A 16,172-nucleotide genomic window follows, 5' to 3' on the forward strand; every position below is an offset into this window, starting at 1 on the left:
CAGTCACCCTGCACAATGAAAATTCCACATTGCTCAGGTCATGATTGCCTGGCTTGGGAGTTCTCAAGGCAAAAATGATTAAAACCTTAAATGATGAACTCACTACCCGTTTTACCCGGCTCTTCTTCAGAAGCAGTCGCGAAAGAAGCCATACACAACACTGACCATTGCCAGGGTTCTGTCAATACGGCCATTGGCAAAACGCCACCGGGCAAGGTTTCCGTTCAATGTCACATCGGACAACAGCACTATTTCGATTTCACCTCAACCGGAGACATTTCACTGACCCAGCGGGATATTCAACACCTGTCAGCCCATCTGCCCGGATTTAAGCCACAGCCCGGGAATGGTGACCAGCCCCTGGTGACCGTGAAACACGTCCAGACCAACGACCGCCCGGTCATCATGCAACGTGAAGGAGCCGTTCAGGTTATGGCTCCCGATAACGACATCATGCCGGATACCCTGCCACACCTTCTTTACGGGGCCTGTCGGGTTGAGTGGTTACGAAGAAAACTGTTCCCGGTCCATGCGGCCTGTATCGGCGATGCCTCGGGCTGTTACCTGCTTGCCGGTTCCTCAGGCTCTGGCAAAACCACACTGGTACTGGAGCATGCCCTGCGGCATCTCAACCTGCCAGAACGAAAAATCATCTCGGCAGACAAAACCCTCGTCAGGTTTACCGATGACGGGCAACTCAAGGCCGTTGCGGGCACCAAGACCATTTCGGCGCGTAACCATGATATGCCCAAATGGGAGCCCGTGGTCAGTGCCGGAGTTGCTGAAGCAGGAAAATCTGAACAGTCCCTCACCAGTGTTGGCGACCGGACCCATTTTCAGCTGCCTTCGGATTACTACAGTGACCCGGAATCGGAAGTCCCGATACGGGACATTGTGCTGGTCAAGTTAACCGACGATTTCATGGAAAAAACCCTGACCCCTGAAAGTGCAAGACATCAGCTGTTTAACCTGTTCCTCGACAAGCAGCGCGAGGATATTCTGATTGGTGATCACGATGCCGTCCTTGATGGAACCGTTCCTCGCGAGGTCAAAGACTACCTGGCGCAGAAGCTCAGTGATTATCTTCGCGAGGACGGGCGGCAGACACGACAGATCAGCGGCCCACTGCAGGACGTTTACCAATCCATCATGCCCACGCTGTCCATGGAGGTGCTGCCAACGGACAAAAAAAAAAGATAGTGATTGGCATCTGTGGCATTGGCAACGGCCATCTGAACCGTCAGTTGCCCTGCCTCAATTACCTCAGGGACAGAGATCATCAGATCGTCCTGTTCACTTACGGGCAGGCGCTGGAGTATTTCCACAACCACCAGAAGGAGTATCCGGGGGTTCGCGTATGTGAGGTGAACAATCCCTACATTGCTGGCTGTCTGACCGGGCTGGATTTTGAGGCCACCAGTAAGCTGCCACAAAACAACCGCATGAACTTCAACCAAATCAACTTCCAGGCCATGGCAGTAGCGAGTCAACAACTGGGTACTCCGGATCTGGTGATCAGTGATTACGAGCAGGTGTCCGCCCAGTATGCCTACAGCAAACAGGCTCCGCTGATCACCAGCGACCAGCAAAGCAAGTTTTTAACCGGCAGATTCACACCTGATCTGGCGGGTACGTCATTTCGGGATGAACGGGAGCGGCTGTCACTTTTCTTTCCCCGTGCCGACAAGCGTTTGGCCATCTCTTTCTTCAACGTTCAGCCTGGAGTTCAAGAGCAACAGCGCAGGGATACTGCCAATGTAACCCTGCTGCCACCGGTGATTCGTCCGGAAATCATTGCTGCCAAAGAACAATGCCAAGGCACAACGGCCTCGTTACTGATGTACATTACTGCCCAGTCGTGGACCGCTCTGCCTATTGATCAATGGCTACAGACCGTCCGGGAGAATGTACCAGACGGCATCACAGTACATATATTTTTACCCAAACGGTGTCCGCTTCCTGCTGATAGTGGGTGTCGTCGGTTTTATCACCATGGCGACGCCCAATTTGTTTCATTACTCGCGGCCTGCGGCGGGGTGATCTCCACCGCAGGACACACACTGCTGTCAGAAGCCATGTACCTGAACAAGCCCGTCTATGCCATACCCCTGAAAAATCTGTATGAACAGCAGATCAATGCCAAAGTGATTGGCGACAACCAGTTTGGGATAAGCTCGGGGGAGCTGAGTGCAGAAAAACTGAAAACGTTTATTGCCAACCTGGCTTTTTACTCCCACAACATTGGCAAAGATAACACCGTGCTTTTACGGGGCAATGGCAAAGACCAGGTTATCCAAATCGTTGAGCAAACGCTGCAGGAAAACCAGCGCCCTGTCCAGGAGCCGTCCCCCTGCCAGGAAATCACATTTTCCAGCACGGATTCAGGGGCAGAAAAAAAGATACTATTTAATGCAGAACCCTTCGGTTTTGGCCCTTCTGCTGCCATCGGGGAAATATTTCCTTACGTACGCAAACAGGCCAGACACCTCGCCTATATCGGAGAAAAGCACACCCTCGATATTCAGTCCAAGTACCCATATAACCGAATCATTGACTGCACCGAACAGGGCTCTGCCACCGACCGAAAAGAAAAGTACCTCCGCCACCTGCGTGAATACGATCTGTTTATAACCGCCTGTGATCTGGAGGTTGCCGGGTGGGCCAAAGAAGCAGGCCTTGAAGTCATCGTATATGATCCACTGTCCTGGTACTGGAAAGAGGTGTCTCCAGCCATTACCCATGCCGACCTCTATCTGGTACAGAACTTTCTCACCGTGCAGGAGCGGTTACAGGAAAACAGGAATAAACTGCCGGAAACCATCGTCGTACCGTCCATTGCGTCCGGCTTGCAGCGTCTTCAGGATAAGCACACCCAAACCAATACGGCCAGTCTGTTGCTGGTCAATACCGGTGGGCTGATGAATCCCCTGGTTACTTCTTCCATCATGATGAACTACGCAAAAATCATCATGAATTGCATTAACCAGACCCTTGGCAGTCACTACGACCAGCTCCAGTTTCTGGGCAGCCGTACCCTGGCAGAGGCCACAGGGGACCAGTTTGAGGTCCAGACACTGACACCTGATCAAGTGCAGGATGTTTTGCAGCAATCAACAGTGGCCCTGATGACCCCGGGACTTGGCAACATATTTGAGGCGGCCGCCCTGGGTAAAAAAATTATCTGGCTGCCTCCGGCCAATGACAGCCAGGGCCAGCAGTTAACACTGCTAAAGCAAAATCACATGGTGGATGCCAGCATTGACTGGCATGACATATTTCCCGGGACCGCTCCCATTGACTACTTCAAAAGTCAGGAAGAGGTTATGGAATCCATCACTCATCTTATAGAAAGGTTAACAACGGAACCCGGAGCAATCACAACACTCAGCCATCTCATGGATATTGCTCACCAGCAATTGTCCCATACCGACGAGTCATCATTGAGTGAACTTGACAGACGATTTTCCCATGGCGGAGGGAAAGTCATTGCTGATCAGATTCTGCAGCGACTACAAAACACCCTGAAGGAGGAGGAAAAACAATGAACCCACTGGCACGCCCCAATTGCAGTAACAATACCTTTAATGAGATCAGCTATACCGGTCATACAGTTTACGATGGAAAGTGGGCTGACCGGAAAGTCATGAAAGAAGCCTTTGAGAGGGAGGGTTACATCGTTGCCGGGAATGTTTCCACTCCAGCGGATCGTGACAGGGCTGTCAGCCTGCTGCAACGTCAGGTCAAGCATCATCCAGCGGCCAGCATCAATGGTTTTTTTGAACTGTACCATGATGATGCCCTGGCCCAGCTGAGGCAGAACCCAACCATGGTCAAGTTGTTTGAAACCCTTTGGGATAATAAAAAACTATGGGTGGTATTTGACCGATGCATTTATATGCGGCCAGAAACAGACCAGAACAGCATACTCCCCCTTCATGTGGATCAAAATCCTCATACCCAGCCCGGTTTCAGTGCGGTTCAAGGCTTACTGGCGCTCAAGGATTGTGATAAAACCACCGGCATGCTGGGTATTATCCCCGGCTCCCATCATGACTTCGGGCAATATAAATCGTGGTCAGATAATAAACAGGGCTGGATTGAATATCAGGGCGAAGATGTACAAGACCGTTGGCGGGCACTCCGGGCTGTGCAATTGAAAGAAGGGGAGATGGTGGTTTGGGATTCTCGCCTGACCCACTCACGATTTAATCCAGATCCGGACTGCACCGACGACAGGCGCGAGCGTATGCTGGCGATGATCAGCTTTCTGCCCGCCTCTGCCGATGAGGCGCTAAGGGAAAAAAGGGTGCACGCCATGGAAAGCGGCACAGGCCAATACAATCATGAGGCAGGATTGCGGAAAACGGCAGGTTCTGACATTCAATCATTACGGGTAAACCGGGAAAACCTGACGGAAACAGGCAGGAAAATCTATGGTATCGAACCCTGGTGATGCTGGAGCAGTACTACCTGGCCAGATAAGGAAGCGCTTGATGATACCTTGTTCCCACGGTCCCGAGTTTGTTGCAAAAGTTATAAAAGCCTTGAACCACAAAGACACGAAGACACGAAGGAAGCCTTTTTGATTTGCTGAGCGTAACTCAGGCAAGCCCAGAATAACCTTTGTGTCTTTGTGCCTTTGTGGTGCCCTTCTTTTTAAGTCCTTTCGCAACACCCTCTCCCCCGTGGGAATGCATACCGAACCTCTCCGTAAATTAGCCTCCCATTAAACTCTTATAATTCCGGGCAGAAACAGGCTGTTCCACATCCTGCAGGCTTCGGGGGGTTATCTGAGTTAATTAATCAAAGGACAATCAAGGCTGCCCGTGAACTTCCTGACCTTTGGCCTGTCCATTAAAACCGTGAATCAATGGTTGCCACATGTTTCGCAGTGCCGGTAATAACTCATTAATAATGAGGTAAGTCAATGAGTGACCCTTTGTCTTCAGGTGCCGCCGGTGTCCCGATGGCACCGGATTGGCCTGCACATCTGCCGACAAAAACCTCACCCTCTGACTCCCCGTCCACTATCGCGCTTGCAGAGATAAGTCCTCAGAAACAGCCCCCGCAGAAACAAACTTTGTGGCAAAGAAGGATTACTGAACTTCCTCCCGAACTGTTGGCCATGATTTTTGACCACCTTGAATTCGATGATATCCGACGTGTCAATGCAACCTGTCTTGCATTTCGGGATGTGGTCACAGAATGCAAATACATTCAGGAACTGTCTTATTTTGCCCGACTTCCGCAACGCTTCCGGGAACAGTTCCAGCAACATGTCTTTGGGCAGAAAAAATCCCGGTGCTTTCATCCATTTGCCACTCCAGCATTACGCAACAATAGAGGGATATCGTTCAGGGACAGGATAATAAAGAACCTCCCGCAGATGTCCGCACTATTATGCCTTGACACCCTGGGGAGGATGGAATCATGTCCGGCTTATCGCATGGTCAAGCTATTAAAAGTTACGCTCCCCCAGCGTGCAGCATGGAATTCACAGCCACAGACCGGTGCCGCTATTGAGGTTCGCTTCAGCCCGTCCAGTCGTCATCTGTTGTTTTATGGCCGTTGCCTGAATGACTCCCGAGTTCTGGCCAGGGATGACCAGGGGCAATGGGCAGAAGAGCACCTGAATTGGTCCGATAACAGCCGCTCCCGGGTGGTTTCCGGGGCAAATTTCAGTGCTTGTGAAAATCGCCTGTTTACCTGGAACGGTAAGAATCGCGCGAATATGTTGCAACCTGCCCACAACCGCTGGGATGAAGACGACAAGGTAAAGTTATCGGGTCATGCGGTCGTGTTCAGCCCCTCGGGGAAATATATGGCGGCCTACAAGCACGATCCTTTCATCGTCTGTCGCATGGACAACAATAATAAATGGCGAAAAGTGAAGATTAACGGCCTCTCCGGAGAGTTGATTAAACTCGCCCTGTTCAGTCCATCGGAGCGATATTTGGCACTCCTCTGGTCGCATCCACCATCATGGGTGAGTGAAATAACGATGCTATCTCTGAATGATCGTAGCGCTGAAGTCTGGAAATCACAGAACTTAAAAATATGTGAACATTATTTTGTTACTCATGCCCAATTTGGCCCGGTCGCAGATCAGTTACTGGTGGGTTTTGAAAAAAATCATGGCATTAGCGGGCAGGTCTCAATTTACAGCCGGGAATCATCGGGGAAATGGGAAGAGACTGTGATCTTCCCATGCTATTGTCCGGTTTTCTTGAGTTCTAACGGTCAATATCTGTTCAATAAAAGCTGGCTCATGGGCCTTGATATACTGCAAAACAAGTCCAGAGACTATGACGTGCGGCTATGGCACCTACCGGAAAATTTGTCTGCCGGGTCGCTGGACGACGGTCGCTTGCAGCAGCCGGATGCCGTATCAAGAGCGATTCTTGATTCAGAAATAACGCTCAGACACAGTTTTCCGGTGAAAGCGGCGCGGTTCAGTCCGTCTGACAACCACTTAGTGGTCAGCTGCGAGTCGGGTACAGTCTACATCTGGGGGAAGAGCCAGGCTGGACAATGGGCAATTGAAACCATCACCGACGAATGCGCCCCAATCACCATACCCTGGTTTAGCCCGTCCGGCCTTCATGTGCTGACCTGGAACTCGTCAATGGTAGGAATCCTCGGGCGCAGCGGTCAACAGCACTGGTCACTCAAAGGGGTTATCAAGCAAGACCGTATTCTGAAAGCCTACTTCAATCCACTATCAGAGCATGAGGTGGTGGTCCTGAGCCAAACTCAGAATGGCGACGTTACCAATATCAGTTTACAAGTCTGGGAAATAAGGGATGCTGGTACGCAGGATTGAAGGCAAATGCGGTATGCATTACCACGCAGGGCGTGGAAATAAGAAGATACCGGAGCCTGCAGGATGTCAAACAACCGGTCAGGAATTCATGTCAGAAAACCGGTGACTTTACTCCGTTGTCATTGTGAGTTAACGATCAATAATTTTTAAAACAGCTTCTTAATGTCTGCCGTAAGAACAACCTGTTTCTGTCCGGAAACTTCCTGCCCTCAGGTCTGTCCAATATCACCATAAATCCATGGTTATGAAGGTTCTCGGACAGCCTCCTAGCCGGTAATAACTCATTAAGAATGGAGTAAGTCAATGAGCGACCCTCTGTTTCCAGGGGTTGTCGGCGCTTCGATTGCACCGGATTGGCCTGCAAATGAGCCTGCTAAAACGACACCCCCCGGCTCCCCACGCGCTATCGCACTCCCGGAGGCAAGTCCGCAGACACAGTTTCCGCAACAACAACCGTTGTGGCAAAGAAGTATTACTGAACTCCCTCACGAACTTTTGGTCATGATTTTTGACCATCTTGAATTCGATGACATCCGGCAAGTTAATGCAACCTGCCTGACATTCCGGGAAGTGGTGAAAGAAAACAATTATATTCAGGAACTGTCTTATTTTGCCCGACTTCCGCAACGCTTCCGGGAACAGTACCGGCAAATTGCCCCGTGGCAGAAAAAATCCAGGTGCTCTCATCCATTTGCCACTCCAGCATCACGTAACGACAGAGGGATATCGTTCAGGGACAGGATAATAAAGAACCTCCCGCAGATGCCCGCACTACTATGCCTTGAGACCTTGAGGAGGATGGAATCATGCCCGGCTTACCGTCTGGTTCCGGGACACAAAGTCACTCTCCCGCAGCGTGATACAACTGAACCATATAATCAGACCGAAACTATTCTTGATTTTTGCCTCAGCCAGTCCAGTCGTCATCTGTTGTTTTATGGACGTCATTTGAATGACTACCGTATTCTGGCCAGGGATGACCGGGGGCAATGGGCAGAAGAGTACGTCAATTGGTCCGGTAACAACGGCAGCCGGGTGATTACCGGGGCAAATTTCAGTGCTTGCACGAACCGCCTGTTAACCCGCAGCAGTGAGGGTTATGTGAATACCTTACGGTCTGCTAACAGCTGTTGGGAGGAAGTCGGCAAGGAAACTTTGCCGAACCAGACGGTCCAATTCAGCCCTTCCGGGAAATATATGGTGACCTGTAATGAGGACAATCAGGTACTCATCTGGTGCATGGACGAAAATAATAAAAATTGGCTGAAAATGAAGGTTTCCGGCCTCTCCCCCAGAGCGTTGATTGATCAAGTCCAGTTCAGTCCAACGGAGCGGTATCTGTCACTGCGCACGCTGGATAAAAGAACCATTTTATCTCTGGATGATTGTGGAGTCTGGTCAGCACAGCATTCAATATTAATAGCAGAGGATTCGGGTTATGCCTGCTTCAGCCCAGTGGCAGATCAGCTTCTGGTGGGTATTGAACACAAACCCTACAATCCCGGACGGGTTGCAATTCACAGCCCTGATCCATCGGGGAAATGGCAAGAGACGGTAATCTTCCCAACATTCTTTCCGCTTCAATTCAGCTCTACCGGTAAATACCTGTTCGCTATATCTGGTAAAATGGGCGGTCCGACGCCTTGCGAGGATTTGCTGCTATGGCACAGACCGGAAAATTGGTCTGACTGGTCGCTGAACCGGCGTCTCTCGCCGGAGTTGAGTTCCGCGTCAAGGCTTGAATCAGCAATAAGGCTCAAACATGATGGCGCTGTATATCAGGCGCTATTCAGCCCGTCTGACAGTCACTTGCTGACCACCAGCTATAGAGGGACCGGTACAATTTGTATCTGGGAGAAGAGCCAGGCAGGGACATGGTTAATTCAAACCATCACCAGGGAGTACATCCCACACGTCACCCACTTTAGCCTGTCAGGCCTTCATGCACTGACTTGCAACAATCACATGGTAGAAATCCTGGGGCGCAACGATCAAAAGCACTGGTCACTCAAGGGGAAGATCGAGCAAGACGGTATCATAAAAGCATGCTTCAATCCCATGTCAGAGCATGAAGTGGTGGTCTTGAGCCGTACCGGGGAAGGCGATATGACCAATTTCACTCTACAAGTTTGGGAAATAAGAGATGCTGACAAGCCGGGTTGAAGACAATGGCCAGCTGTTTTGAACTCGTTCCCAGGATCCTCCGTGGGAACAAGAAAACGAGCTGGCGACTCGAATCACGTTCAGAACAGCGTATCTATATGACTGAGCAACATCCTGGACTGATCAATCACCCCCAGGGCAGCCCGGATTTCACCTTGTTGCAAATGCATCATTAACTGCTGCTGATAAGCATGGGACAAACGTTTATCGATTTCCTGCGAATCTGAAACGGTGCTTTCAATGGCATTACCTGCGGATTCACGTTTATAAAGCGCAGAAAATGCCGCTTGCAAATCAGCATGCATCTGACCCGCACTCTCCCGCAGCGCCAAAGCCTCCTGAACCTTGCCATCGCCCAGCAACTGAAGAACGGTCTCTCGATACTCTTTACTTAAAGCAATAGTGTCAAAACCGACGGTTGCCTCAGCCTCTCTTCCTGTAGGAACCGGCGGCGTATAAGCAGGCCCTGGCGCAGAGCCGGCGCTGTACGCTTCGGTCAGTAACATGGCTTCCAGAGTAATAACCCCATGATCACTGGCCGTCGCCAGCACATCCTTGGTAGCCGGTGGCATAAAGCCCCGGGCCTTTGCATACTCCTTCTCCATATCAACAACCTGAAGCTTATGGTTGCGACCATCATCACTCATATAAACGACAATGTATTCAACTGGCGTCAGCAGCGGGTCACGATTGTCTACCACAAAGCTGTGATAAAAATACTCCTGACCAAGCAGGCCCGGCTTCTGGTAATGCAAAGCCGTAACTGGCACGGTTTTAACCAACTGGTAATGCTTATCGAGCAGTTGCACTTCCGGCATAAAGGCCGAAGCTTCCCGGCCAAATTTCCCACGTTTTATCTGACTGCTGATTTTGAACCGGTAGGCACCATACCCGGGTAGCTGCCAGCCTATAACGGCAGAATCGCTGTCAGTCGTTTTCAGCGTAGCAGACTGTTCCGTCAGCCCAATGGTCTGCTGAATAGCTTCGTCGTATATCCGCAGTGGTTGATAGTTCAGGGTCGGTAAAGAGTGGTAAACAGCCACGGGCTCTTTAGCAGCCGGGGCTATCGAAGAATCATTGGTTGCACAGCCAGCCAGTAGGCCAAGTGCCAGGCAGAGCGCTGTTTTTTTCATCGTATTACTCAACGGGATAAATCAATTGCCTGAATTCTATCGGTATTCATCAGAGAGCGAGTCTGTAAACGATTACAGATCCCGCTACGATCAGCTTAAGGGCTACTTTGCCTTACGACAGCCACTCAGATTGGCAAAGAACTGCTGATTCTCTTTGCTGGCCAGCATTTCACCAATACTCTGAGGCAGACGACGACGCCAGTTTGGATATTCACTACAGGTGCCAGGTACATTCACCGGAGAGTCAATCATCATCACATCTTCCAGCTGGAAGCCGGCTATTTGCGAAGCCGACAAGGCCAGGTAATAGCTGAATCTCTCCATGATGGTACGACTGAATGCCGGTGCCGTGTTTGCCTGAAGGTCAACGCCTTCTGGTAATTCACCAAGGTCAGCCAGGGTATTCAGTACTGCCTTGCGGGTCTGTTCACGGGCATCGTGGTCAGCGGCGGCACGCTCTTCGGAGAAAAAGCCCAGGGATTCCATCAGGTCGATGTCTTTGCCATCCCACCAGCCTTTCATGGTGGGTGTGTCATGGCACACCAGCATCGCCAGGGCTTTTTCACGGTATTTGTCGGGTGCCGTATAACGATCCTTATTCTGCTGGAAGATCCCCATCACACTGCCGTACATTCTTGCCGGTGGTAGACTATCAGTGATTTCCTGTGGTACCACACCCAGGTCTTCACCAAACACCAGACACTGTTGGCGATGACTTTCCAGTTTGATAATACCCAGCAAATCCTGCAGCGGATAATGGACGTAACAGCCATAACGGGCACCTTTGTTGTCCGTGTTGCCGTTCGGGCACCACCAGAGACGGAACAGCCCCATGGCATGATCAATACGCAACGCACCGCAGTTACGCATATTGTTCCGGATCAGCTCAACGAAAGGCTGGTAACATTCCTCTTTCAAGACCACCGGGTTGAACGGTGGCAGACCCCAGTCCTGACCCATCGGCCCCAAACCATCGGGCGGGGCTCCAGTGCTGGCTTCGAGAACAAATAAATTACGATCCGCCCAGACATCGGCACCGTTGCTGTCGACACCCACCGCCAGGTCACGGTAGAGACCAACCATCATACCAGCGTCTTTGGCTTTGTCCTGGGCCGCGTTCAGCTGTTCATCCATCTGCCACTGGAGGTATTTAAAGAACGTAATCCGTGCCTGATTCATCCTGGCAAAGGCCCTGACCTCTTTACTGTCTGGCACCTGGTACGCCTCTGGCCAGCAGCGCCATCCCCAGCTATTAATATCGGTTTTCCGGAAATGCTCATACAGTGCTTCAAACAGGGCAAACTGATCTAACCGCGCGCCCCTTGACTGACAGAAAGCGGTGAACGCCTGATCCCGGTCTGTTCCCTTGCCCAGATGCTGTTCGGCAAACTCATTAAACAACAGTTCCAACACCGACATTTTAAATGGTGCAACTTTGTCGTATTCAACAAGGTCGGTGCTGCGTAATTGATCAATCAATCCCTGGTGGTGTGCAACAATCTCACGGGCTGATGCACAGTCTGTGTACTCCGCCACCTGTTCAGGATCAATGTACAGTACATTATCAAACAGGCGGGTCGATGGACTGTAAGGCGAGCAGTGCAGTGGATTGGACGGATACAGGGCATGCACCGGATTCAGGCCAACAAAATCAGCTCCTTGCTCACCCATACCTGCCGCCAGCGCACCCAGGTCGGTGAGATCACCCATCCCCCAGTTACGTTCAGAGCGAAGGGTATACAGCTGAATACCGGAACCCCAGATTTTAGCGCCCTGTTTCATGGCTTCCGGTTCATAACAAACTTCTGGTACCACAATCAATCCGGCTTCTGCCGTGAACGCTTTCCCCTGAACCGCCATCGTGTGATAACCCAGTGGCAGGTATTCAGGCACTGAAACCTCAAGGGCAATATACTCTTTGCGCTCCAGCTTCACGGTTTTGGACACAACAGCCGTGGTCAGATCAGCATGATGGCTAACCTGGTCACCGTTTTCCAGCGTTATCCTCACCTCAACAGACGATGGACGTTTACTCTTGGGGCAGCGCAGTACGAAAGAGAAGTTTTGCCCCTGATGGGCAACCGTCACTGGTGATAAAGGAGATTGCCACAGCTTTAACTGTTCAGTGGCTATCGCCTGTTTCAGCGCCGCATTACTGCTAACGTCAAAACCCATGGCAGCCAGCAGGGGAATTTTGTTCTCAGTGTCAATGGCTACCGGAGTACCATCCCAGTCCTTATAGCCGCTGGCCATGCCACACAGGTCACCCAGACTGTCGATTAATTGGTGATCAAGCATTGAGTTTCTTCATAGGTAGGCCGGCAACCTGGAAGGTTGCCGGAGATTGCACAAAATTTGTCGTATGGAATGCAGGTTGTTCCAACGGTCTTCCACGGGAGGGAATCAGGTGTCAGCAATATCAGTCAAATACTGGTGACCTGGTCCGTGAAAACGCAACACCATTGGCATCAAACAGATGACAGTTTTCCGCCGGAACACCCACATGGAATTCAGCACCAGGCTGACGACGCAGGGAATCTTCCACCCGGGCGATAAACGCTTCGTGAATATCCGGATGATTCAGGTAGATAAATGACTCATTACCCAGGCGCTCAATGGTTTCGATAGTGCCGGTGATGCAGTTTTCTGCGCCATTCGCCTCTTCATGATTCAGTACGTCCTGTGGCCGAATACCCAGTGTTACTTTATCGCCAGGCTTCCCATTGCGGGTGTCGTTGCAAACACGCAACTCGGTACCACACTCCAGCTTGATTTTAGTCTCTTTCTGATCGGGTTCCACTATCGTGGCACGGAAGAAGTTCATCTTCGGTGAGCCGATAAAACTGGCCACAAACAGGTTGCACGGGTTGTGATAAAGTTCCAGCGGTGCCCCCACCTGCTCCAGGTTGCTTTCTGCACCCTCTGCCAGTGGGCTGAGCACCACGATACGATCGGCCAGCGTCATGGCCTCAACCTGATCGTGGGTTACATAGATGGCCGTTGTCTTCAGTTTATTATGCAGACGGGACAACTCCTGCCGCATCTGTACCCGCAGGGATACGTCCAGGTTGGACAGCGGCTCATCAAACAGAAACAGCCTTGGTTCCTGCACAATGGAGCGACCAATCGCCACCCGCTGGCGCTGACCACCAGACATCGCCTTTGGCTTGCGATCCAACAGCTTTTCCAGCTGCAAAATTCTGGCCGCTTCATCCACACGACGATTGATCTCGGCCTTGTCCGCTTTTGCCAGCTTCAGGCCAAACTCCATATTTTCCCGAACCGTCATATGGGGATAGAGTGCATAAGACTGGAACACCATACCAACACGACGCTCGTTGGGCGGCATATCGTTGGATCGCTCACCGTCCAGCTCTAACAAACCGCCGGAAATATCTTCCAGGCCACAGATCATCCGCAACAACGTCGACTTACCGCAACCGGAAGGGCCAACGAAGGCGACAAATTCACCATCTTCAATGTGCAGATTGATGTTCTTCAGAACAAATGTCTTGCCACCGTCGTAGCTTTTGTCCAGTTGGGTCAGCTTTACTTCAGCCATTGTCTTTCTCTTGTCTAAGCCTTTCTAAACGGTAAATCCGTTAACCTTTCACACCACCAGCCGTCAGACCATTGACCAGATAACGCTGGGCCATCAGGAAGACGACAGTAATGGGCATGCCGGTCAAAATTGCGGCAGCGGCAAAATCACCCCAGAGGTAGTTCTGGGCATAGAGGAACTGTTTCATACCCACGGCCAGGGTCAGCTGGTCAACGCCCTGGAGCAGGACAGACGCAATCGGGTACTCACCAATCACCCCAATAAACGACAGTACAAAGACAACCGCCAGAATAGGTACAGACAGTGGCAGCAGAATATGCCTGAATGCCTGCCAGGGGGTGGCACCGTCGATATAGGCCGACTCTTCCAGGGCCACATCAATACTTTCGAAATAACCTTTAATCAGCCAGATGTGCATGGTGATACCGCCCAGATAGGACATCACCAGGGCACTGTGAGTATTCAACCCCAGCCATGGCACCACACCACCCAACTTATTAAAGAAGGCATGGAAAGCCACCAGGGCCAGCACCGCCGGGAACATCTGCAGAATCATCATGCTGGTAAGCAAGTGGTTCTTAAAACGGAAACGCAGCCGGGCAAACGCATAAGCACCGGTCGTGGACAGCATCAGGATCAGCGCCGAGGTGGTAAAGCTCACTTTCAGGGAGTTCCACAGCCAGGTCAGTACCGGGAAGGTCGGCTTAATCACCGTGCCATCGGCGGTGGTGTACTCAAAACCCAACACCATTGCCCAGTGTTCCAGGCTGGGGTTTTCCGGAATCAAACTGCCGGTAGCGAAGTTACCGGTCCGGAATGACACCGAAATAATCATCAAAAACGGAAACATCACCAGACAGAGCAGCAGAATCATGATGATCCGGGCTGCCCATACCCGATATTGCAGGTTTCGTGGTTGTACCATCGCCATTTTCAATACTCCTGTGAACTGCGGGTGGCCCTGAGGTTAACCCAGGAGATAAATCCGACGATCAGGAAGATCATCGTGGCAATAGCAGACGCCAGACCAAAGTCCTGACCCGCGACAAATGCCGTACGGAAGGTGAAGTTCACCAGCAAATCCGTGAAGCCTGCTTCCGTTGTCGTTCCGGCCATCATCGGGCCGCCCGCTGTCAACAGGTCAATAAGCACGAAGTTATTGAAGTTAAAGGCAAAGCTGGCAATCAGAATCGGTGCCAGCGGTTTGGCAATATTGGGCAGTGTTATGTACAGCAGGTTATGAATCGGGTTGGCACCATCAATGGCAGAAGCTTCATAGAGATCGTCCGGAATCGCTTTCAGCAGCCCCATACAGACGATCATCATATAGGGGTAACCAAGCCAGGTGTTGACGATCAGAATCATGGTTCTGGCAAAAGTCGGGTCGGTCATCCACTCAGGACTAATGCCAAACAACCCTTCCAGGATCATATTGATCTCACCGAAGTTCTGGTTAAACAAGCCCTTGAAAATCAGAATGGAAATAAACGCTGGCACAGCATAAGGAAGGATCAGCAGCACCCGGTAAATCGCCCGCTCTTTCAGTGGTTCCCACTGCATCAGGTTAGCCAGCAACAGACCAATCACCAGACAGAACAGAACACTGCCCGCAGAAAAGACAATGGTCCAGACAAAAATCTTGAAAAACGGCTCACGAATACCTTTATCATTGACCAGACGTTCGTAGTTTTCACCACCCACATACACAGAGAAACCAGGGGCAACCCGCTCACCACTGTCGGTCACATAGAAACCCGTAGTCATATCCGGGCGTATGACTTTACCGGTGTTGATTTCAACCAGGTTGTCGTTTTTCTCTTCCCGATACTGCGGTGCCATCGCAGAAAACTCACGCAGGGATGACATCACCAGGCGAGTATCACCGGCAAGGTTGACCGCCACTGAACCCAGCGCCGAGCGCTGCTGAACCACCTCCCGCATGGACAGTTTGTTACCCTCTGCATAGGCACCAAGGCGGGCATTAACCTCTACCGGGTCACCATTCAGTAAGAAAGCGTCGGAGGTATAAATACTATTTTTGTCGTTTTTATCAGTCAGCTGCAGCTGAAACTGGTCGTTTTGCTGAAAAAGCGCCAGTGTGTAGCTGTGTTCGCCGTTCTTTACCTGCTTGTTCAGGTGAATCTCTTTGACCCGCTCAAGACTCAGAATATTGGCAGAGCCGTAATTGGTAAACGAAATGCTAAAGGTATACACCAGCGGGAAAACGATAAACATCATAATGCCCAGCAAACATGGGTACACGTAGCGATAGCTGTAACCACGCTTGTTGGTAAAAATCCATGTGCCCAGGCTGCCCAGAACCAGCAGGGTTAATGGGAAAAGCACTTCGCCCTGAAAATAGAGCAGGGCAATGACATAAAGCAGGGCTAGATCAATCAGGGCAACGAGCGCCCACTTTGGCCCGTTGCCAGACAACAATGATCTGACATTGGCGGGAATGGTCATGGTGTTTGTCTCTCCGGGAGGGTTT

The 16,172-nt window shown here is 51.1% G+C and carries 10 protein-coding genes; 5 read left to right on the top strand and 5 right to left on the bottom strand.

Annotated elements, in window-relative coordinates:
* Window positions 1–90 precede the first annotated feature (90 nt).
* The 5 genes from J7438_RS08810 to J7438_RS08830 all read left to right on the top strand — a co-directional run bounded on the left by J7438_RS08810 (window position 91) and on the right by J7438_RS08830 (window position 8,986).
* On the top strand, window positions 91–1,200 hold the full coding sequence (locus J7438_RS08810) for a hypothetical protein (RefSeq protein ID WP_209276247.1): 1,110 nt from the start codon (window positions 91–93) through the stop codon (window positions 1,198–1,200).
* The gene (locus J7438_RS08815; RefSeq protein WP_209276248.1) at window positions 1,200–3,545 is read left to right on the top strand and encodes a glycosyltransferase family protein; all 2,346 of its coding nucleotides are present in this window, start codon (window positions 1,200–1,202) and stop codon (window positions 3,543–3,545) included. Before J7438_RS08810 ends, J7438_RS08815 begins: the two co-directional genes overlap by 1 nt.
* Window positions 3,542–4,453 carry a phytanoyl-CoA dioxygenase family protein gene (locus J7438_RS08820; protein ID WP_209276249.1) on the top strand — a complete coding sequence of 304 codons (912 nt, stop codon included), beginning with the start codon at window positions 3,542–3,544 and terminating at the stop codon, window positions 4,451–4,453. The genes J7438_RS08815 and J7438_RS08820 overlap by 4 nt, the downstream gene beginning before the upstream one ends.
* Before the next feature lie 474 nt (window positions 4,454–4,927).
* Window positions 4,928–6,823, top strand: a complete 1,896-nt coding sequence (locus J7438_RS08825) for an F-box/WD repeat-containing protein (RefSeq protein ID WP_209276250.1) — start codon at window positions 4,928–4,930, stop codon at window positions 6,821–6,823.
* 303 nt (window positions 6,824–7,126) lie between these two features.
* The gene (locus J7438_RS08830; protein ID WP_209276251.1) at window positions 7,127–8,986 is read left to right on the top strand and encodes an F-box/WD repeat-containing protein; all 1,860 of its coding nucleotides are present in this window, start codon (window positions 7,127–7,129) and stop codon (window positions 8,984–8,986) included.
* Between the two features lie 80 nt (window positions 8,987–9,066).
* Here J7438_RS08830 and J7438_RS08835 read toward each other — a convergent pair whose 3' ends face one another.
* The 5 genes from J7438_RS08835 to malF all read right to left on the bottom strand — a co-directional run bounded on the left by J7438_RS08835 (window position 9,067) and on the right by malF (window position 16,147).
* Window positions 9,067–10,131, bottom strand: a complete 1,065-nt coding sequence (locus tag J7438_RS08835) for a MalM family protein (protein WP_209276252.1) — start codon at window positions 10,129–10,131, stop codon at window positions 9,067–9,069.
* A 90-nt stretch (window positions 10,132–10,221) separates the two neighbouring features.
* Window positions 10,222–12,417 carry a 4-alpha-glucanotransferase gene (malQ, locus tag J7438_RS08840; protein ID WP_209276253.1) on the bottom strand — a complete coding sequence of 732 codons (2,196 nt, stop codon included), beginning with the start codon at window positions 12,415–12,417 and terminating at the stop codon, window positions 10,222–10,224.
* Between the two features lie 121 nt (window positions 12,418–12,538).
* Complete coding sequence (locus J7438_RS08845) at window positions 12,539–13,681, bottom strand: ABC transporter ATP-binding protein (RefSeq protein ID WP_209201945.1); 1,143 nt, start codon at window positions 13,679–13,681, stop codon at window positions 12,539–12,541.
* A 40-nt stretch (window positions 13,682–13,721) separates the two neighbouring features.
* A complete protein-coding gene (gene malG, locus J7438_RS08850; protein ID WP_209276254.1) occupies window positions 13,722–14,612 on the bottom strand; it encodes a maltose ABC transporter permease MalG in 891 nt (296 codons plus the stop codon).
* A gap of 2 nt (window positions 14,613–14,614) precedes the next feature.
* Window positions 14,615–16,147 (bottom strand): maltose ABC transporter permease MalF, encoded by a 1,533-nt coding sequence (gene malF, locus J7438_RS08855; protein ID WP_209276255.1) that lies wholly within the window; start codon window positions 16,145–16,147, stop codon window positions 14,615–14,617.
* Between the last annotated feature and the right edge of the window lie 25 nt (window positions 16,148–16,172).

Origin of the sequence: Thalassotalea sp. G20_0 (genome assembly GCF_017744175.1) — a bacterium.
GTDB lineage: Bacteria > Pseudomonadota > Gammaproteobacteria > Pseudomonadales > Endozoicomonadaceae > Endozoicomonas.

What these genes read in the sequence shown, in the direction of transcription:
- J7438_RS08810 (WP_209276247.1), top strand. Translation starts at nt 91, where the DNA reads ATGATGAACTCACTACCCGTTTTACCCGGCTCTTCTTCAGAAGCAGTC.
- J7438_RS08820 (WP_209276249.1), top strand. Translation starts at nt 3,542, where the DNA reads ATGAACCCACTGGCACGCCCCAATTGCAGTAACAATACCTTTAATGAG.
- J7438_RS08825 (WP_209276250.1), top strand. Translation starts at nt 4,928, where the DNA reads ATGAGTGACCCTTTGTCTTCAGGTGCCGCCGGTGTCCCGATGGCACCG.
- J7438_RS08830 (WP_209276251.1), top strand. Translation starts at nt 7,127, where the DNA reads ATGAGCGACCCTCTGTTTCCAGGGGTTGTCGGCGCTTCGATTGCACCG.
- malQ (WP_209276253.1), bottom strand. Translation starts at nt 12,417, where the DNA reads ATGCTTGATCACCAATTAATCGACAGTCTGGGTGACCTGTGTGGCATG.
- J7438_RS08845 (WP_209201945.1), bottom strand. Translation starts at nt 13,681, where the DNA reads ATGGCTGAAGTAAAGCTGACCCAACTGGACAAAAGCTACGACGGTGGC.
- malG (WP_209276254.1), bottom strand. Translation starts at nt 14,612, where the DNA reads ATGGCGATGGTACAACCACGAAACCTGCAATATCGGGTATGGGCAGCC.
- malF (WP_209276255.1), bottom strand. Translation starts at nt 16,147, where the DNA reads ATGACCATTCCCGCCAATGTCAGATCATTGTTGTCTGGCAACGGGCCA.